Source organism: Adhaeribacter rhizoryzae (assembly GCF_008629685.1).
Taxonomy (GTDB): domain Bacteria; phylum Bacteroidota; class Bacteroidia; order Cytophagales; family Hymenobacteraceae; genus Adhaeribacter; species Adhaeribacter rhizoryzae.
In genome coordinates this window covers 127,674-148,023 of sequence record NZ_VWSF01000005.1, presented here as the reverse complement: position 1 = coordinate 148,023, position 20,350 = coordinate 127,674, and the positions used below count along the sequence as shown (strand labels likewise).

Sequence of the window (20,350 nt, the reverse complement as noted above, 5' to 3'; positions counted from 1 at the left end):
TCAGATATTAACCCAAAACCCGGCAGCGGCAATATTATGGTTTAGTCATAAACTTCCAGGTTACCTTCCCAATTGTGTTAGGTTTACCAGCGGGAGCTTTGGAAATATTACCTTTAAATTGTCCGTTTTTCTGGCGGGCTACTTTAATATCGCGCCAGGCATACGCACCCTTTTCATAGTCGAAAGTTTCTCCATCGTCGTCGTACAAGCGGTAAATGCCGTTTTTCTCGCCGTAATGCCGGATTTCCAGGTTTACTTTTTGGTTGGCTTTGGGCGCTTGCAGCAAAGGCGGCATCATTGGGATAATACCGCCATCTTTTACGTACACCGGCATTTTATCTAAGCCGGGCGTTACGGTTAATATTTGGCCATCGCCTACGTATGCGCCGGTATAAAAATCGTACCAGCGGCCTTTGGGCAATATTACTTTGCGGGTAGTCTGGCCGGCAAACATAGGCGCTACCAGCAAATATTCACCGGCCATATACTGGTCTTTTACTTCTTTGGCTACGGCTTCCAGGTATGGATTTTCTTCGAGATTGGTATTCGTAACGGCCGCAATATTTTCATTCTTGGTTGGTAGTTGGTAGCCGTCTTCCAGGTTCATGGCCCGGAAAGGCGGGGTGCCTTCAAAATGATATTTAGCAAATTCGGTGTACCAGTAAGGCAAGAGGCGCATGCGCAGCAGCGCATATTCTTTTACCTGTTTTTCTACTTCGGGGTAAGTCCAGGGTTTGGTGCCGCTGGCCCAGGCATTAATCATAGCCATCGGCGAAAATACATTAGATTGGAACCGGCGCAGCCATTCTTCGCCGGTTTTAGATGCCCGCACTTCCGGCGTCCAGAGCACGCCGGCAAAGCCGCTGTTAATCAAAGCCGTAATAAAATCTTCGTGGTTATAATAATCGTTGTAAATTACATAAGGAAAAGAAGTGCCGCCGCCGTTGGAGGCCCGCACCAAACCAAAGGTTCGCCGGTTCTGCTTCCGGAACATTTCGGCGCTGTAGCGCATGGTTAGCAAACCGTAAGTCTGGCGTATTTGCTCGGCGCTGGTACCGGACGGGAATAAAGCAACATCGGGCCATAACCAATAATCGTAGCCATCTACCTCATCAATTTTATAGCCGCTTACCCCAATATCAACCTGGTCTTGTTCTAGTTGCGAAAAGAAAATATTCCGTGCTTCGGGCATGGTAAAATCCGGCACCAAGCCTAGCCAAACGGTATGCGAAGCGGTGTAAGGTTTAATTTGTTTGTAAAACGGTGCGTCCGGCGACACGTACGGGTTAATCCAAAGGTTCAGGCGAATTCCTTTTTTCAGCATATCCTGGGTAAACTTGGCCGGGTCCGGAAAACGGGTTTTGTCCCAGGCAAAAGTGCCCGGATACGCTTTGCTCTGCCAGCCCGGCTCCAGGCCAATAAAATCTAAGGGGTAACCTCTTTCAGCAAAGTCCTGCACTTCTTTTTCTACATCGGCAGCAGTAGATTTGGTCATCACCCGCTGGGTAAAACCAAGTCCCCAGCGGGGCGGCAAGTAGCCACCGCCGTTAAATAAATTAAAGCGTTTTACGGCATCTAAGGGGCGCGGACCGGCAAACACATATATTTCAACGCCTTCGGCCGGCACCAGCATTTCTACGGCATCGGAATAAGGACGGGCCGCCCAGGTTTTATCGGTGTTGCGGTCTTTGGGCGCAGGAAAATTTTCACTATCGTGGCGTACGCCAGTACCGGCCCACACTTTAATATATCTCGCGGAATTTACAAATATTCCGTAACCTTCCGACGAAACGTAAAAGGGCGTAGGTGCGTGGGTGCGGCCGTTATCTTTGCCGCCGTAATGGTCTACGTGTAACTCCAATATTTTACCCCGCTGGTGTACCATCTGAAAATTTAACCCAAAACCGTAAAGCTGCTCTTTTTCTACCAGCGGAAATCGCAGGTACGTTTTGCCATCTTTTACCACCGCCGATATTTGGGCTTGCGGCAGCGGAAATGCGGCCTTCCCGATATTATTTAAACCTGCTTTATACGGCGTAGCGCCTGCCGCCTTGAGTAAATCATAAGCTTCGGGCTTTCCAACTATTCCCTTCCAAACGCCTGGTTCTACTTCTTGCCAGGTGAGCGCCTGGGCTTGCACCACCAGGGCGACTTTCAGCATAAAAAAAACACTAAATAACAGCTTAAACTTATGCATGGCAGGGCTTACGTAGTACTACTTAATTTTATTTTTACCGATTTCTGCGCAAAAATCCGCTCTCAGCAGATAGTAATTTTGACCTATCAGAAATATAAAAAACAACAGAAAAGCATAACCGGCTCTGGAACCAGGCCCGGTTAAACAATACAAAAAATTAATCCTTAAATATTTACCTAAACTCTTAAAACACCAAAAACTATGAAAACTTTAAAGCATTTATTCCTGCTTTTATTTGCCTTTACTTTTATTTTAACTAGTTGCGACCCGGATAAAGAGAAAACGGACCCGCAACCCCAAACCACTTTAACCGCTAATGCCGGACCCGACCAAAACGTACAAACCGGGCAAACGGTAACCCTTAATGGCAGCGGCTCTAAAGACAGCGAAAACAAAACTTTTACGTACGCCTGGGCCTTTACCCAAAAACCGACCGGCAGCCAGGCAACCTTAACCAATGCCGCTACCACTACGCCTACTTTTGTGCCCGATTTGGCCGGCGACTACGAACTGGAATTAACCATTGGCAACGGTACTGGATCGCATAAAGACAAAGTGCTGGTTAAAGCCACGGCTTCGACCACGGCTTTGGTGCTGGGCAACATAACCGTTAAAACCGTGCTCGAAGACCGGATTGCTGACCCGAACCTGCCCGATTACCTCGTGAATGCCTCTATTGGAGTTGATGCGGAACTGACTGTAAAACCCGGCGTAAATATTGCCTTTGCCGAAGATGCCCATTTTTCGATTGACGAAGACGGAGTAATTATTGCCAAAGGTGAAGCGAATAAAAAAATCCGGTTTACCGGCAAACAAGACCAGAAAGGTTATTGGGCGGGTATTATGATTTACTCCAATAGCAGCGCCAACGAATTTAATTATACCGAAATATTAAACGCCGGCAGCACTGACCTGGTAGATGAAGTAAAAGCAGCCATAACCGTATCGGATGGTGCCCGGATAACTATTAAAAACTCCGAAATTGCGAAAAGCAACGGCTACGGCCTGTACCTGCGCGATGGTGCTATTCTGTACGGTTTTGCCGCTAATAAATTCGATAATAATACCGCCTCTCCTATTAAGCTAACTGCCGAAAATGTACCGATGCTGGATGCCGCTACCTTGTTTACTGCCAACCACGGCATTAAAGCCATCGAAGTAAATCGCTCTTCTATTCAGGAAACCAAGGAGGTGGTATGGCAAGCGCTACAAAACGGATTTCCTTACCGCTTGACCGGTTTAATTACGGCTAATTCCGGCTGGAAACTTAGCCCCGGCTTAAACATAGAAGTAAGTCAGAATAATTACATTGAGGTGGGCGATGGTTACCTGAACGCGGTGGGTACCGCCGATAAATCAATAACCATTACGGGAGTAGATCAAACGGCAGGTTCCTGGAATGGCATTATATTCTACTCCAGAAACTCGCAAAACAAAATGGAACATGTAAATATTAAATACGCCGGCGGTCAGCCCTTAAACGCCAATATTAAATCCAGTATTACGTTATCCAGCGCTTCTTCCCTGCAAATTAAAAATTCAAAAATTAGTTTTAGTGGCGGCTACGGCATTCACGTATACGGCGACGAACCAACCCTTAATGCTGATGCCGGCACAGTTAACCAGTTTAATTCTAACGCCTTAAATCCTATTTTTTACAACAAATAAGTTATTTCGGAAACCAGAACTGTTAAAAAGATAACCCTGTACTTTACTTGTACAGGGTTATCTTTTTATTTTACAGCCGAAATTAATTAAACCATATTAAATATTTAACCTAAGAACCTTATGCACAAAGGCATGTATAATAAAAACAGGTACCCTTAAGCCCGCATGTTTATGGCGGAAGTTTGGTAAAAGTAAAACAAAGTTTAATAAACTCAGAAAATAGCCGGGTACGGGCCAGCCGGTAAAAAGCGTTAAATTCCGAAACAGCTTTAATGTAAACCGGAGAACAGCGCAACAATGGTTATGTAAAAACGGATAGCACTCTTTAAACAATTAAGTAAGATGAGAAAAATAGGTTTTGTATTATTTATTTCTATTCTTTCGGCGGTATTGGCTATAGCAGGTTACCGCTACCTCGATAAACGGGAACCAGCTGGTTTTTATACCGAAGGCGAACAAAGTGTCCGGTTTGTAAATAATGTTACCGATGCCCATGGTGTAACCGCTAACCCCGAATTTGTAAAAGCCTCGGCCATGGTTTCGCCGGCGGTGGTGCATATAAAAACTACTTATGCTAATGTAGCTACCCAACGGAGTGCTTTAGAAGAACTTTTTGGCGCGCCCCAATCGGGCGGGCAAGCCCGGGCTTCCGGTTCCGGCGTGCTTATTACCCCCGATGGCTATATTGTAACGAATAACCACGTAATTGAGAATGCCTCCAATATAGAAGTTATTTTACCCGATAAACGGGCTTTTAAAGCGAAACTAATAGGCCGCGACCCCAGCACCGATTTGGCCCTGGTAAAAGTAGAAGGCCAGAACCTGCCCATTGTAGAAATGGGCAACTCCGATAATGTGCAGGTAGGCGAATGGGTTTTGGCCGTAGGCTATCCCTTATCTTTAAATTCTACGGTTACTGCGGGTATTGTTAGCGCCAAAGGCCGCAGCATTGGTATCCTCGATCGCCCCAGCCAGGAAAATTACGGGCAGCGTACCCAAGCGGCGGGCAGTTCGGCCATTGAGTCTTTTATTCAGACAGATGCGGCCATTAACCCCGGTAACAGCGGTGGCGCACTGGTAAATAGTTCCGGGCTTTTAATTGGAATTAATGCCGCAATTGCTTCCCAAACTGGTAGCTACGCGGGTTATGGGTTTGCCATTCCGGTAAACCTGGTAAAAAAAATAGTAACCGATTTTAGAAAATACGGCGAAGTTAGGCGCGGCTACTTGGGCGTTAATTTTCCGGCCCCCACCGTAGAAGACCAGATTCTGCGGGAACAAGGTATTAATCCGGCCAATATTAAAGGCGTTTATATTACCGGAGTAGTACCGGGCAGTGGTGCCGCTACCGCCGGTTTAAAAGCCGGCGATATTATTCAAAGCATCAACGGTGTACCGGTAACTTCATCGGCCGAGTTTTCAGAACGCATTGCCCGGCAACGGCCCGGCGATAAGGTAGAACTTTCTTACCTGCGGAATAAAAAAACCGATAAGGTTTCCGTTACCCTGCAAGGCGAGGAAGCTACCCGAGTTGCCGCTAATAATGCTTCCGGCCAGGCTTTACACAATAAATTGGGCGCTTCTTTTGCGCCGCTGCCTGCCGAATACAAACAGCGTTACCGGCTCAGATCCGGCGTAGTTATTACGGATGTAGCCGACGGTGGCTTTTTTGATATGGCCGGCGTTCCCCGCGGCACCATTATTACCAGCGTAAACGGCCGTCCGGTAAATACCTTGCAAGAACTGGATAATGCCCTTGGTTCATCTAAATCCGGTATGGCCCGCATCGACGGCATCACCCCCGATGGTACCGGCTTCGTATTTAATTTCCCGCTTGGGGCATAAGCCAGTAAGTCGTAAATAAATTATCTAAATAACACGGGCTTCTTTAATCAGATTAAAGAAGCCCTTGTTATTAATTTCGAAAAGGTAATATTTATCTTCCGGCGCGCTTATATAAAATTATTGCGCCAAGCTGTAATTCCCAATAGTAAATATTGTATTCCGTAGCAGCCCAGCAAACAGCATCTCTTGCCAGTTATTCAGGATAATTCGCAGCATGTAAAAGAATCTTCTGCCTAAGCTAGATAAACAGGTAATAACAAAACCTGGCATTTACCTGTAACGCTTTCTAGGCAGACGAATGACGGGTGGGCAGGAAAGAATATATATTATCAGGGATGGAAGACCTTTAATACTACTTGGTATAACTTGTTTAGAATTAACTTTAAAATTCAATAAAATTAGGCTCAAAGTATATTACAGGTAAATAGTTAAACCTATTTTACTTTATTTAAATCAGCCCATATTAATCTTTAAAGCTACCTTAAATATTGCCGGGCTATTTTGAAATGTATAAATAAATGCCCAAGGCAATAAACAGAAGAAAAATGAAGGTTATGGCTAAATAAGTCAGTAACCTGGATTTGGTATGAGATTCTTTCTGCATAAAACTAAAGCTAATATTTAAATTTAAAGTAATATTTAAGCTTTCAGGGCAACAACAGCATTGTTTTTAGCAGCGCTGCAGGCAGTGTATAATAAGTTTAAAAAATAAAAGAACTGGCAGCTTAACACCACCAGTCCTTCTTCTGAATATAATTTTTCTTTTTTAGAATCAGTAAATTTGCTTTTAGCTCAAAAACTAATCTGCTTTACGAAACTTGGGGAGCAGCAGATGAATATTTAAGGTAAAATATTGCCGCTTTTAACGAGCAGCAGTATTTTTCTGAATAAAACTTTTGCCGCTGGTGGTTAACAAATACGCTTTGCTGCCCGGCATATTATTTATATAAATTAAATTTTGCTTTAAAGCGTAAGCAATTAATTCTCCAAAATCTTCGGCTTTAATTTTCTCGGTAAGCTGTTGGCGTAAGGCCAGATTATTATGCGGCGCTGGTTCTGTTAACAAATGCGATAACAAAATACAGGTAAGATCGAGGTAATTTTCTGGTAACTTCATAAAAGGAATATTTAAGTTAAATTTCAGTTAGGCCTTTATCCCAAACTTTAGCTTTAAAAAAGAAGCAATAAGGGCTTATAACTACTTAAGCTTAACTTAAAACATTCCAGATTAAATGGTTAAAACCAATGCACCCTAACTTTATAAGTGCGGTTTAGCCCGGCGTTTGCAAGGAACAGTTTGCTAATCTAGCAAATTTTATCTTAAAAGGTTAATCTTTTTAGGATTGCTTTCTGCGCAAATCATACTTTGCTTCTTACGGACCCGGCTCTCCAGAATTTTAATCTTAAATATTTACAAAGGAATATTTAAGCAAAAAATTTGGTTTAACGGCTGCTAACTAAATATCAAGGCCCCGTTAAAGCATCATTCCGGCGAGCCGCAAAAGTTTTGAAATAACGCAATCCAATAATTTTAAAAAGCCGTTCTCCGTTACAAGGTGTTTTAAAAATAAAAATTATAAAACTTCAGTAATTATTATTTAGCATCAGAATGAACTGTTACGACTGATTTTCTGTAGAAGGGATATAACAAATTACAAAATGATAAAAGGAACAGTAAAATTCTTTAACGACCTGAAAGGATTCGGTTTTATTAAAGAAACAAATTCAGAAAACGAATACTTTGTGCATGTATCTGGCTTGGTTGACGAAATCAGACAAAATGATGAAGTAACGTTTGATGTAAAACAAGGACAAAAAGGACCAAACGCGATTAATGTTAAACTAGTTTAGTTTTACTATATAAGCAATTCTTTACAAAAAAGCCGTACCTAAGGGTACGGCTTTTTTGTTTTCATATGCCCGCCAACCGGAATACAATAAGGCAAAATTCTGATTTTGGCAACTACTAGTGTTAAAAGTGCATTTTTATCAAGATAAGCATCTCTAAATAAAGTTGGTACCTTCTATTTTTATCCTGTATATTTTAATTTTCGTTTTCAAGTTTTTTATCAATTTCGGTTGGCTTAAAAAATAATTAAGATAATTCTTGTTCGGAATAAGCGTCTTGTTTTATCTTTATAAGTGTAATTTATACATCTATAAACAAAAATTGTATAACTTAATAAGTTAATCCTTTAAACCAGCAGCATCCATTTACCAGAAAAACTGTACTATAATTATTACCAACCCAACCACCCCCATGAAAATAAAACTTTTACTTTCCTTTTTCCTGGTTTGTAGTTTTACCTCGTTTGCCCAAAACTCCGGCGAACTATCGGTACAAACCAGCCCCGACAAAACCATTAACCGTCACATTTACGGGCATTTTGCCGAGCACTTGGGCCGTTGTATTTACGGCGGCTTTTACGTAGGCGAAAACAACAACAAAATACCCAACACCCGCGGCATACGCAACGACGTGGTAGATGCCCTTAAAAAATTAAAAATACCGAACCTGCGCTGGCCGGGCGGTTGCTTTGCCGATACGTACCATTGGAAAGATGGCATTGGCCCCAAAGATCAGCGGCCAACCATTGTAAATAGCTGGTGGGGCGGCGTAACCGAAAACAATAGCTTTGGTACCCACGATTTTTTGAACATGTGCGAACTGCTGGGCACCGAGCCGTACCTGGCCGGTAATATGGGCAGCGGCGCGGTGCAGGAACTGGCCGACTGGGTACAATACGTAAACTTTAGCGGCGAAGGCCCTATGTCTAAACTGCGGCGGCAGCACGGCCGGCAGGAGCCCTGGAAAGTTAAATATTGGGGCATTGGCAACGAAGCCTGGGGCTGCGGCGGCAACATGACCGCTGATTATTATGCCAACGAATACCGCAAATACGCCACTTTTGTATCGGACTGGAATAACTCCGGCGGGCTTTTCCGGATTGCTTCCGGCGCCAACTCCGCCGATTATAACTGGACTGAGGTGCTGATGAAAAATATTCCTAAAAGCTTAATAGAAGGCGTAGCCCTACACCATTATTCGGTAATTGATTGGGATAAAAAAGGCCCTTCTACTACTTTTAACGAGCAGCAATATTTTACCACCATGCAGCGCGCTTTGTTTATGGATGAATTAATTCAGAAGCATACCGCCATTATGGACAAGTACGACCCGCAGAAAAAAGTAGCCCTGATAGTGGACGAATGGGGTGGCTGGTACGAAGTAGAACCAGGTACCAACCCCGGCTTCCTGTACCAGCAAAATACCATGCGCGATGCCATGATCGCCGGCACTACCCTTAATATTTTCCATAAATACTGCGACCGCGTGCGGATGGCAAACCTGGCCCAGGCCGTAAACGTGCTGCAAGCCGTTATTTTAACCGAAGACGAAAAAATGCTTTTGACGCCAACTTACCACGTAATGGAAATGTACAACGTGCACCAGGATGCCTCTTTGCTGCCTTTAACCTTAAAAAGCAACGATTACAGCGTCGGCAATAACAAACTGCCGGCGGTTTCGGCCTCCGCTTCCCGCGACAAAAACGGGCTGGTACACGTATCGTTGGTAAATATTGATGCAAAAAAAGACCAGGAAGTAACCCTGGATATTAAAGACGCTAAATTCAAATCGGTTTCGGGCCGAATTTTATCTTCTAAAACCCTGCAGGACCATAACACCTTCGCTAACCCAAATAAAATAAAACCAGCTACTTTTAAAGGCGCAAACCTGAAAGGCAACTCGCTTAAAGTAAAATTACCGCCGTTCTCAGTGGTAGTACTGGAACTGAAATCGTAATATTTAAAAGTAGTTAAGCCTGATTAAACAAGTAAAAGCCTCTCCGGATATAAATTTGGGGAGGCTTTTTATTTACCCCAAACCAAAGGTTTTAATTTTGCTTTTTTACAGGCTAATGAAAACTTTGTAGATGACCTCAGAAGAAGTAAAATCGGTTAAGTAATAAAGGCCATCGTAAATATTCCTCATGTATTAAAGCAGCTCTAACTAAGCGTAGACAGCGGCTTTATTCTTTAAATATTCAGGTGTTCGGTAATTACTCAACCAGAAATTAGCTGCATCTATTATAAAGTTAAATTTTAATATATTATAGAATATTAATTCTTTGAATATTCAGAAAATTTTAAAATATTTATAAGTAAAATTATATACTTTAAACTTCAGCTATACTTACCTTTGGCAAAACCATTTCGGATTGAAAAGTAGCGTCGCTATAATATTGCTGTTTGTCATGCTGATGCAAATCCTCAGCAGGGTATTTATTGTGTTCGATTACCAGCTAAATAAAGATTTTATTGCGACCTATCTTTGCATTAACAAAAGCAAGCCCGAATTACATTGCGAAGGCCACTGTTACCTGCAAAAGAACTTAAAAAAAGCAGCGGAACCTGAAAGTAAATCTACCCAGCCTACTTTAAAAATTGATTTTCCTCTATTTCTACAACCTGGTTTTACCTGCAACTTTACCTCCATTACACCAGGTAAATCTTTTTTTGCAGACTATGCGGTTGGGCAAACGGCTGGTTATTTATCGGTAATATTTCACCCACCCCTATTACAGTTAAGCTAATTTTTTAACGCCTAAACCCTGAATATTAAGGTGTTTTGAAGGTAGTCTGGCTTAAGCTTAAAGCCGGCTGTCTGGTAAATTATTTAACTGTAATCTAATTTTCATGAAAAAAATATTCATGGGCATTTTCAGCGGGCTGCTATGCTGCTCCGTAACGTGTGCCCAGGTGCCGGTAAAAGGTAAAGTTATAGATGCCTTCACCAAAGAAGCCTTGCCAGGCGTAAATTTACGGCTAATAAATACAACTACTGGTACTAACTCCAACGCCGATGGTAGCTTTGTCTTAACCGCCAATTCGCCAACTGATTCTATTAGCATTTCTTTTGTTGGCTATCGCAACCGAAAAATTCCTATTGGGCAAAAACAGCTTTTAATTCAGCTTTATCCGCAATCCAGTGCGTTAAATCAGGTAATTGTATCGGCGAGCCGCGAGGGGCAAGCCCGCACCGAAGCCCCCATTGCCATAAGCACCATTACCAAACAGGTACTCACCGAAACCAAAGCCGTAACCCTGGACCAGGTATTAAATAAAGTAAGCGGGGTGTATATGGTTAACCTGGGCAACGAGCAGCACACCATGGCTATTCGGCAACCCATTGGTTACCGCAGCCTTTTTCTGTACCTCGAAGATGGCATTCCGATTAGAACTACCGGCGATTTTAACCACAACGCCTTAATCGAGATTAACATGGCCGCTTTAAAAACCATGGAAATAATCCGGGGCCCATCATCGTCGCTTTACGGCAGCGAAGCCATTGGCGGCGCTATAAATTTTATAACGCAGCCGCCTTCGCAAATATTAACCGCCAAGCTACAAGCCGAAACCAGCAACCAAGGCTATAAACGAACCGATTTTGCGGTTTCGAATACGTTTGGCAAATTAGGCCTGTATGCCGGGGGCTACTATGCCACGCAGCGCGACGGGATTATCAGCCACAGCGATTACAATAAACTGGCCTTTACCTTGCGCGGCGATTACGCTATTAATAGTAAAAGTAAATTTATTACCACCGCCAGCTTAATAGATTACCACACCGACCAGACCGGCGGCCTGGACAGCACTAAATTTTACGGTAAAAAATACGAAAGTCTGCAAACGTTTACCTACCGTAAAGTAAATGCGCTGCGAATTAGGAGTACGCTGGAGCACCAGTGGAATGCTGCTAATAACACCACCTTAAATGTATTTTTCCGGCGCAATGCCATTAAACAAAATCCTTTTTACGCTATCCGGAATATTGCCCAGAACCCTTTAAAAGCGGCCGGCGAAATAAATACCGATGCTTTTAAAAGCTACGGATTGATTGCGCAGCATAAAAAAAATTTTCACTTTCTGGATGCCCGATTAATTGGCGGCCTTAGCCTAGACCAAAGTCCGGCCACTTACGAGGCCCATTATATAAACATAGACCGGAACCAGGCCGGCGTTTATACCGGCTATACGCCTACCGATTCGTTACTCACCAATTATGCGGTAAATTTACTAAACACGGCAGCTTACGGCCAGTTAGAAATATCGCCCCTGCCCAAAGCCAAATTAGTAGCAGCCTTGCGTTACGACCGCCTAGATTATAATTTCGATAATCATATTACACCCAATGCCTTTACCGGCGCACCAGACGAGCAAAATAACTTTACCAGTTTATCGCCGAAGCTAGGCGCCACTTATAGCCTCAACAGCCAGTTGGGCACATATGCCAATTACAGCGTGGGTTTTGCGCCACCGCAAATCACAGATTTGTACCGCGGCGTAAAAGTACCCACGCTTAAACCAACTACTTACGCCAATTACGAAGCCGGCGGCTGGCTCAGCTTTAACCAAAGCAAAGGCTATTTAGATGTGAGTATTTACCAACTCAACGGGGTAAACGAAATTATTTCGGTGCGCCTGCCCGATGGCTCTTACCAAAACCAGAATGCCGGCAAAACCAAACACCAGGGCGTAGAATACACCTTAAAATATGCGCCCCATAAAAGCCTTAACCTGCGGGTTAGCGGTACCAATGCCCGCCACGTATTTACCGACTACATAGAAAGAGGCACGAATTATAATCAAAACGAAATGGCTACCGCGCCCCGGTTTATTTCTAATTCGGAAGTTACTTACAAACCAGCTTTTTTGCCGGGCTTGCGCCTGGGCCTGGAGTGGCAGCACCTGGGCAAATATTACATGGATGCCGCCAATTCTGAATATTACGAAGGATACGATTTATTTAATTTCCGGACCGGCTACACCCTAAAAGGCTTTGAAGTATGGGTGAATGCCTTAAACCTGACCGATAAGTTGTATGCCACCACCGTAGATAAATTTGCTTACGGCAAAAGTTACCGGCAAGGCATACCCCGCACTTTTAACGTAGGCCTGGCTTATAATTTTTCGGCCAAAGCTCCTGAATAATTTCCCTTATTTAAGAAATCCGATTTCGTTTTTAGTAATTCAAGCAACATGCAATATTTACGAACCCTTTTATACATAACTTTTATCGGTCTTATCTTTAATAGTTGCCAACGCCCACTTAAACAAGCAGCGCCGGTAGCAGTAAGAATTTCCAGCCCAAATTTAAAAAGCTCCTGCCCGTACCTTACCCAAGACCACCAAGGCCGCCCGGTGCTTTGCTGGGTGCAGGCCCAGGATACAGCAGGTAATTTTTTAATGGCGTATGCAGTGTCATTGGATGGTGGCCAAACCTTTGGCAATCCTAAATTTATTGCTACTACCCAAGGCGTACACCCGCACGACGAAAATTTATCGAAAATACTTTTCCGGGAAAACGGCGACATCATTGCGATGTTTGCCGTGAACAACCCGAACCCCGAGAATAATTACGCCGGCTTGGTAAAATATACGCAATCGTTTGATGGTGGCAAAACCTGGACTGCGGCTAAACAAATTGCTGAAGATGCCGCTGCCAGCATAGACGAACGTTATTTTGATATGACTTTATTGCCGAACGGCGAAGTAGCAGTTATTTGGCTGGACTCGCGTAAAGAAACGCCCGCCGAAGGTTCCTCGCTGTATTACGCCAGCACACAAGGCCGCGCCGGCTTTAAGCACGAAAAGGTAATAGACCAACAGCTCTGCCAGTGCTGCCGCACCAAATTATTTGTAGATGCAACCGGCAATTTACACGCGGTTTACCGGGGTATCATTAACGGCACCGTGCGCGACATGATGCACCTGGTTTCGCCGGACAACGGCAAAAGCTTTTCGGAACCGGAGCGCATTAGCGCCGATAATTGGGCAATTGACGGATGCCCCCATTCTGGCCCGGCCATGACGGCTACCAACAACAACCTGCATTTTGTTTGGTATACCATGGGCGGTGGCAGCGGCGTTTATTACTGCCGCAAACCCGATAAACAAGGCTTCTCGCAACGCGAAATTGTAAGCAATGTACCCTCGGCCAAACACCCCCAAATTTGCACCTTCAACCAAGAGCAGTTAGCCATTGTTTGGGATGAGCAAACCCAGCAACCAAATAACCTGAATAACCGCATAGGTCTACAAATCCGCGACGGCAAAGGCCAAATAATCCGCAATACCCACCTTACCCCCGACAGCATTTCGGCTACGCACCCGGTTATTTTAAAGGTAGCGGAATCAGCAATAATAGTGGCCTATACAGATAAAACCACCCCAAACAGCCAAGTATGGTATAAGCTGATAACCCTTTAAAATAACCTTCTGCGGATTTATATTTTATAGATCGAAATTATTTAGAATTATTCTTGATAAGTAAGTTTTGGCTTGTAGCTTTGTGCTTATTTACAAATATTCTAAATAATGAAAGGTTTACTACTTGCCACCATTTCTTTTTTCTGGTTCAGTTCTGCTGTATTCGCCCAGCAGAGCAATATTATCAGTGGTCAGGTTTTCGACGAAAAGGGCGCTCCCCTGCAAGGTAGTGTGGTCAGAATTTTAAATTCATTGGTAGTAGTACCGGTTGCTAAAAACGGCGATTACAATATTTTTAACCTGCAAGATGGCACTTATACCTTGCAGGTAAATGCGGTAGGTTACGAAACTGCTACCGCTCAGGTAACGGTTAGCAACAATGCCAGCATCTCCCAAATTTTTAATTTAAAACCCGGTTACAGTCAGTTAAACGAAGTAATTATTTCGTCGAGCCGGGCGAAAGAAACGCTGGGCGAAACGCCGGTATCAGTTACCATTCTGAACTCCCGCGAAATTCAGACGCAAGCCAGTATTAATCCCAATCTAAGCAATATGCTAACTTGGTCGGTGCCGGGCTTGGGCTTTGCGAACAACACCACCTCCAACGTGGGTCAGACTTTAAGAGGCCGCAATCTGCTGGTTTTAATAGATGGCATTCCGCAATCTACGCCACTGCGGGCCGGTAGCCGCGACATCCGGAGCATTGATCCCGCAGTAATAGACCGCATTGAAGTAATAAAAGGCTCTACCTCTATTTTTGGCAACGGCGCCGATGGTGGTTTGATTAATTACATTACCAAGCGGCCCGAAACCGGTAAAAAGTTTAATTCTACTACTACCCTGGGCAGTACGGGCAATCTGGTGGGAATAAAAAATTCATTAGGGGGTAGGTTTTCGCAGCAGTTCTACGGACAGGTAAATAAAGTAGATTACGTAGTTTCGGGTTTGTACGACCAAACCGGCGTGTTTAAAGATGCGGCCGGCGAAGTTATCTCGCCTTATTATGGCCTGGGCGAAACAAAAACCTATAATGGCTTTGCCAAAGTAGGCTACAACATTAACCCGGATCATCGGCTAGAAATAATGTATAATTATTTTGGTTCTCGCCAAAACTCCGATTATGTAGCCCAGGTTGGTAAATACGGCGAAACGCCCACTATTGGGGTAAAAGGCGAAGTGTTGGGCGAAGAACAGGGCACCCGCTACAACCACAACGGCCGACTAGTCTACACCGCTAAAGGTATTTTCGGTAAAACCGACCTGGAGGCCAATGCTTATTTCCAGAAATTTAAAACCATTTACGGCTTCGACAGCTTTTTTTACGGCGGCGGCCAATCCGTTATAGAATCAGATAAAAAAGGCTTACGCGCTAATTTTATTACTCCCTTTACCTTGCCCAACTTAGATGCTACTATTACCTACGGGGTTGATATTTTAAATGATATTACGGCTCAACCACTGGTAGATGGCCGCGTGTGGGCGCCCGAAATGAATATGCAAAACCAGGCGCCTTATGCACAGCTTAATACTACATTGTTCAACAATCTGGTTTTTAAAGGCGGCGTACGTTACGAAAATATTTCGATTGATGTAGACGACTACCAAACCTTAGCCACTGGCCCAAATAATGCCGGCTCGCTTGCGGTAAAAGGTGGCAAACTGAATTACAATGCCCTAACGTTCAACTCCGGTTTGCGCTACATTAAATATAACTTTTTTAAACCTTATGTAAGCTACTCGCAAGGGTTTTCTATTTTTGAACTGGGCCGTATTTTAAGATCAGCTAATGAAAATACCATTCAGCAATTAAACCTGAAACCGGTTATTGTAAACAACTACGAAGCCGGCTTTAATACCGATATACAAAAGCTTAATTTCGAAGCGGTTTACTACCTAAGCACCTCGCGGCTGGGCGCTAATCTGGTAGAGCAAAACGGTATATTTGTAACGCAACGCTTGCCCGAACGCATACAGGGTTATGAACTGGCTTTAAATTACAACGCGCTGTCGTTTTTATCGGTGGGTGGTAGCTACGCCTTTGTAGAAGGCAAAACCGATGGCAACAACGATGGCGATACGCAGGACGGAGAAGACAAATATTTAAATTCTACCCGCATTGCGCCGCCCAAAGTAACCTCGTATATTAAACTAACCCCCATAAAAGCATTAGATTTAAGGGTAGATTATATTTTCTCAGGCGCCCGCGACCGGTTTAACCCTGGAGCTAATGGACGGTACGCTTACGGCGAAGGCAAAATAACCGGCTTCAATTTATTTAACCTGAGTTCGGCTTACCGCTTAAACCAAACTACCCGCCTGAACCTGGGTATTGAGAATTTATTTAACACCCGCTACTACAATCCGGTGGCGCAGTTTTATGGCCGCGACATGGAATATACCCGCGGCAATGGCATCCGGTACAATTTAAGTGTAACTGTTAATTTATAATTACAAAATAGTCGCTGCCGCTAGGTAGTGGCTTTAAATGTATGCGTAACCCCATCGGTAAAAAAGTTTACAAAATACATAAGTGGTGCGGCTTGGTGGCCGGCCTGTTTATTTTTGTAATGGGACTTACGGGCGCGGTGCTGGTTTTTAACCACGAACTAGAAGCTTGGGAACACCATAAATATTGGGAGGTAAACAACCAGGCTCCGGTAAATATCGACAAAGCTTATCGCACCATCACCAGCCAATATAAGAACTGGGAAATTCGGCTGCAGCGATTCTCAGATAATCCGCAGGAAACTTTAATATTTAGTTTACGCCGGCCCCAAGAGCGTTTAATGGTATTTACGCATCCGGCTAATGGCCAAATCTTAGCCACATTAGATTCGCATAAAACCATAACCACTTGGTTGCTAACCCTACATTATTCTTTCCACGCCAACTTACCGGGTAAAATAATGGTTTTTATAACGGGCTTAATTTTCCTGATTTCGCTTGTTACCGGGGTAATTACCTACCGGAAAGTAATTTTAAAAATGCTGCTGTTCCGGGTAGGATTCAGCACCAAAACCAAGCGGTCTTTTGCTTCTTCCCTGCACCGGTTTGTAGGCGTTTGGGCCCTGCTCCTGAATTTATTAATGGTGCTAACAGGCGCGTGGATCAGCTACGGCATTATGGCGAACGGCTTTATAGCGGCTAGTACTCCGGCCAAATCCGCGGCCAGTCCGCCCATTGCTATTTCCATCGATCAGGCGTTAATAAAATTAAAAACGCAGCATCCGGATTTCCGGCCTACCTACATGCGCTTCCCCAAAGCCGAAAACCAACCCTTAACCATTAATGGCTTTGTAAGCGGGCAACCTTTTTACTACAGCCAATTTTACAATGCTGCTACTTTTGATGCAAAAACTGGCGCAATACTAAACCTTAAATTAAACCCTGCTGCCGAAACCAAAACTAAACTTGACAGCATTTCGCATTCCATCCATTTCCTTGAATTTGGTAACTGGCTAATTAAGTTATTATTTTGTTTTATTGGCATTAGTGCGCCCCTGCTATCTATAACTGGGTTCCTGCTCTGGAAGTGGAGAATAAAAAATTTTAAAGAAGGTTTTAAACCCCAACAGAGCCTCCGACCTGGCTCGCGCAGATTGGTAAGTACTAAATAATTTTTAGTACCTAATATTTTACCTTTTTACGTCTGTAAGCCCTTAGATTAGTATTTTTAATTTATTTCCCGAAGCTTCTTTTTTGTTCAGGATGGCAGTTATGTGCACTAGGCTTTTTCGGCAAATTATACCAAATAGTAAATATTACCTTCCATAAAACGCACCTTTATTTTTGTCATCATGGAAGGACCTTTTGGTTAGAAAATCAAGTAGGCAATATACCTTTTAACGCTAGTTGCCTGTAAGAACATCTAAACAATAGATTTTTTCAAAATGACAGAGAGCAAATCTATGCAAGATAGCTGATACTATTTGGTATTATAATGGTAAAAATAATAAAGCTACAGTGGCAATATTAAAGGTAGCCAGCCAGGAATAAGGAATTGTTCTGCTGGGTCATGTTGGGATCATATATTTTTTAGTTTGTTGCGGCACAGGCACGCAGCAGCCTTAATTTTTAGCTACGCACGCAGCCACTAAAACAACCTGGGGTGCCTGGAGCAATATTTTTAATTCCTATTTTCTGAATTGGGTTTAGAGCGGCATTAGCTAACTAGTGCTTCTCCAGATTAATATTTATAAAACTTATCCATTAAATAAGACAATATTGGTCGAGTTGATGATAATTCATAATTCATAATTTTTAATTTGGCGGAGTACTAGGCCGGAAATCATAATCCCGCACCTTCTGCCAGGGGCCACCGTGGTATTCCCATAAACTAAGCCCCGTGCCTGCGGCTGTAAAAGGCTGAAAGTTGGCGGATAGTTGTTCGTACAAAGTCCTGGCCGTTTCTACTGCTACTTTATTTTGCACGGTTATATGGGGCCGAAAGCCTTGCTGGTCCTGGGGAGTTAGCCAGGGTTGCCATTGTTTTTTTAAATATTCCTGTAGTTGCTTTAAAACTTCACTTTCTATTTTATACGCCACCCCCCGGCCTAACTTAATTACTGCTGTAATTTCTAGCGGCATAATATTTTGCTCCCTGGCTACCTTTTCCAGCAGTTCGGGTATTGCACTATTATTGGGCAAATGATGAAACAAAGTTAAATGAGCATCCAGGTAATTAATATTGGCAGGAAAATGCTTTTTACGTAAGGCATTAAAAAAGGCAAAAGCCGGTTCATCTAACTGCAGCGTTAAAATTAAAGGCGGTGGTGCGGGCATGGCTGTTTTTACGAACCTGACCGGATTAGGATAATGCAAAAATTAATATTATATTTTGTATCTTAATTGTTATATTTTCAGTTGTTATAATCACATCAATATTTCAAAATAAATAAAGTTTATGGGTTAAACTAAATCCAGACTTTTCACCTGCTTTTAGGTGTAAAAATAGGTTACCGGTAAAATTAGTTGCCATCAGATTTTTAGGGTTTGAGTAAGCTCCTTTGGGAGAAATCTCCTCCGGGAGAAAAGAGTACGCTTAGCCTTTTAGAATTAACCTGTATCTTCATGAAAATAAACTTCTCTAAAACAATTATAGCGGCTCTAACCGGCGCCATTCTTTTAATTTCGTGTCAGCAGGAAACAATAAATCCGAAAACAGAAAATCCGCCGGATAAAACCGAAAATCCCACGCCGCAACCAGAAGAACCACCTAAAAAACCGCGCCCGCCCATTCAGGAAAGTTCTTTCGTAACGGGTGCCAATAATTTTACTTTCCGGCTTTTTGCGGCGCTTCGTAATAAGCAACCAGACCAGAATCTGTTTATTTCACCGTTAGGCCTTTCTTCGGTACTTACCATGGTTTTTAATGGCGCCGATGGCACTACTAAAGAAGCCATGCGCAAGACCCTGGACTTTGGCCAGCAAACCGATGCGGAAATTAACCAATTATTTAAGGAACTACAGGCTACTTTAGATACCCAGGACAAGACTGTAACCTTTACTTCGGTTAACGCCCTTTGGTACGACCAAATCTGGCAATTACAGCCCGACTTTGTACAACTAAACAAAAATTATTTTGGCGCTACCGTGCAGGCTATGGATTTTAATGCGCCGGAAACTAAAAATACGATGAACAACTGGGCGAAGGAAAAAACCCAGGGCAAAATAGATAAAGTAGTTACAAATATTCCGGAAGATGCCGTTATGCTGCTGATAAATGCTATTTACTTTAAAGCCACCTGGACGTATCCTTTCGAAACCCACGGAACCCGGAAAGGCAATTTCCGCAAAGCAGATGGCAGTACGATGCTAGCCGATTTTATGATTAGGTACGGCGGCAAATTTCTTTACTACCACGATACCGATAAAACCGTGCTTGATATTCCGTACGGCAACACGCAATTTAGCATGACTTTGGTAATGCCGAACGATCTGGTTACGATTACTAACCTGAGCCAAACCCTGAGCAACACCCAGCTAAACGACTGGTTGAACAAATCTGACACGACCCGCATGGTGCTGCGCATGCCAAGGTTTAAGATTGAATACGGGAATAAGCTGAACGATGCCTTAACGCAATTAGGAATGGGCGAAGCTTTCTCGGATAAAGCCAATTTTAGCCGCATGTTAACCGGAGGCCAGGGCTCCAAGCTTAGTGAGCTAGCGCAAAAAACTTTTGTGGTGGTAAATGAAGAAGGCACCGAAGCCGCCGCCGTCACAACCGCTATTACTGTACCAACTTCGGCCCCGCCTACCATCATGATTGACCGGCCGTTTATTTTCCTAATCCGCGAGAAATCTACCAACGCCATTATTTTCATGGGCCAGTTAATGAGTCCCTGATTTTGGAGTTAGGGGAATATT

Annotated in this window: 13 protein-coding genes; 10 read left to right on the top strand and 3 right to left on the bottom strand. The window is 43.5% G+C overall.

Annotated features, from left to right (window positions below; genetic code table 11):
- Window positions 1-34: 34 nt before the first annotated feature.
- Window positions 35-2,197, bottom strand: coding sequence for a glycoside hydrolase family 31 protein (locus tag F0145_RS09175; protein WP_150088108.1), 2,163 nt, complete (start codon window positions 2,195-2,197; stop codon window positions 35-37).
- A 201-nt stretch (window positions 2,198-2,398) separates the two neighbouring features.
- On the opposite strand from F0145_RS09175, the gene F0145_RS09170 reads away from it, so the two are divergent.
- Window positions 2,399-3,865, top strand: a complete 1,467-nt coding sequence (locus tag F0145_RS09170) for a PKD domain-containing protein (RefSeq protein WP_150088107.1) — start codon at window positions 2,399-2,401, stop codon at window positions 3,863-3,865.
- Window positions 3,866-4,207: 342 nt separating this feature from the next.
- Complete coding sequence (locus F0145_RS09165) at window positions 4,208-5,710, top strand: trypsin-like peptidase domain-containing protein (RefSeq protein ID WP_150088106.1); 1,503 nt, start codon at window positions 4,208-4,210, stop codon at window positions 5,708-5,710.
- An 862-nt stretch (window positions 5,711-6,572) separates the two neighbouring features.
- Here F0145_RS09165 and F0145_RS09160 read toward each other — a convergent pair.
- The gene (locus F0145_RS09160) at window positions 6,573-6,827 is read right to left on the bottom strand and encodes a hypothetical protein (protein ID WP_150088105.1); all 255 of its coding nucleotides are present in this window, start codon (window positions 6,825-6,827) and stop codon (window positions 6,573-6,575) included.
- A gap of 542 nt (window positions 6,828-7,369) precedes the next feature.
- On the opposite strand from F0145_RS09160, the gene F0145_RS09155 reads away from it, so the two are divergent.
- The 7 genes from F0145_RS09155 to F0145_RS09125 all read left to right on the top strand — a co-directional run bounded on the left by F0145_RS09155 (window position 7,370) and on the right by F0145_RS09125 (window position 17,598).
- Entirely contained in the window at window positions 7,370-7,561 is a 192-nt protein-coding gene (locus tag F0145_RS09155) for a cold-shock protein (RefSeq protein WP_150088104.1), read from the top strand.
- Window positions 7,562-7,970: 409 nt separating this feature from the next.
- Window positions 7,971-9,515, top strand: coding sequence for an alpha-N-arabinofuranosidase (locus F0145_RS09150; protein WP_150088103.1), 1,545 nt, complete (start codon window positions 7,971-7,973; stop codon window positions 9,513-9,515).
- A 415-nt stretch (window positions 9,516-9,930) separates the two neighbouring features.
- Window positions 9,931-10,305 carry a hypothetical protein gene (locus tag F0145_RS09145; protein ID WP_150088102.1) on the top strand — a complete coding sequence of 125 codons (375 nt, stop codon included), beginning with the start codon at window positions 9,931-9,933 and terminating at the stop codon, window positions 10,303-10,305.
- A gap of 103 nt (window positions 10,306-10,408) precedes the next feature.
- The gene (locus F0145_RS09140; RefSeq protein ID WP_150088101.1) at window positions 10,409-12,703 is read left to right on the top strand and encodes a TonB-dependent receptor; all 2,295 of its coding nucleotides are present in this window, start codon (window positions 10,409-10,411) and stop codon (window positions 12,701-12,703) included.
- Between the two features lie 48 nt (window positions 12,704-12,751).
- A complete protein-coding gene (locus F0145_RS09135) occupies window positions 12,752-13,981 on the top strand; it encodes a sialidase family protein (RefSeq protein WP_150088100.1) in 1,230 nt (409 codons plus the stop codon).
- A gap of 108 nt (window positions 13,982-14,089) precedes the next feature.
- Window positions 14,090-16,429 carry a TonB-dependent receptor gene (locus F0145_RS09130; protein WP_150088099.1) on the top strand — a complete coding sequence of 780 codons (2,340 nt, stop codon included), beginning with the start codon at window positions 14,090-14,092 and terminating at the stop codon, window positions 16,427-16,429.
- Between the two features lie 41 nt (window positions 16,430-16,470).
- A complete protein-coding gene (locus F0145_RS09125; protein WP_150088098.1) occupies window positions 16,471-17,598 on the top strand; it encodes a PepSY-associated TM helix domain-containing protein in 1,128 nt (375 codons plus the stop codon).
- A 643-nt stretch (window positions 17,599-18,241) separates the two neighbouring features.
- Here F0145_RS09125 and F0145_RS09120 read toward each other — a convergent pair.
- Complete coding sequence (locus F0145_RS09120) at window positions 18,242-18,763, bottom strand: 2'-5' RNA ligase family protein (RefSeq protein ID WP_150088097.1); 522 nt, start codon at window positions 18,761-18,763, stop codon at window positions 18,242-18,244.
- A 288-nt stretch (window positions 18,764-19,051) separates the two neighbouring features.
- On the opposite strand from F0145_RS09120, the gene F0145_RS09115 reads away from it, so the two are divergent.
- Window positions 19,052-20,329: a serpin family protein gene (locus tag F0145_RS09115; RefSeq protein WP_150088096.1), complete on the top strand. Its 1,278-nt coding sequence runs from the start codon at window positions 19,052-19,054 to the stop codon at window positions 20,327-20,329.
- Window positions 20,330-20,350 lie beyond the last annotated feature (21 nt).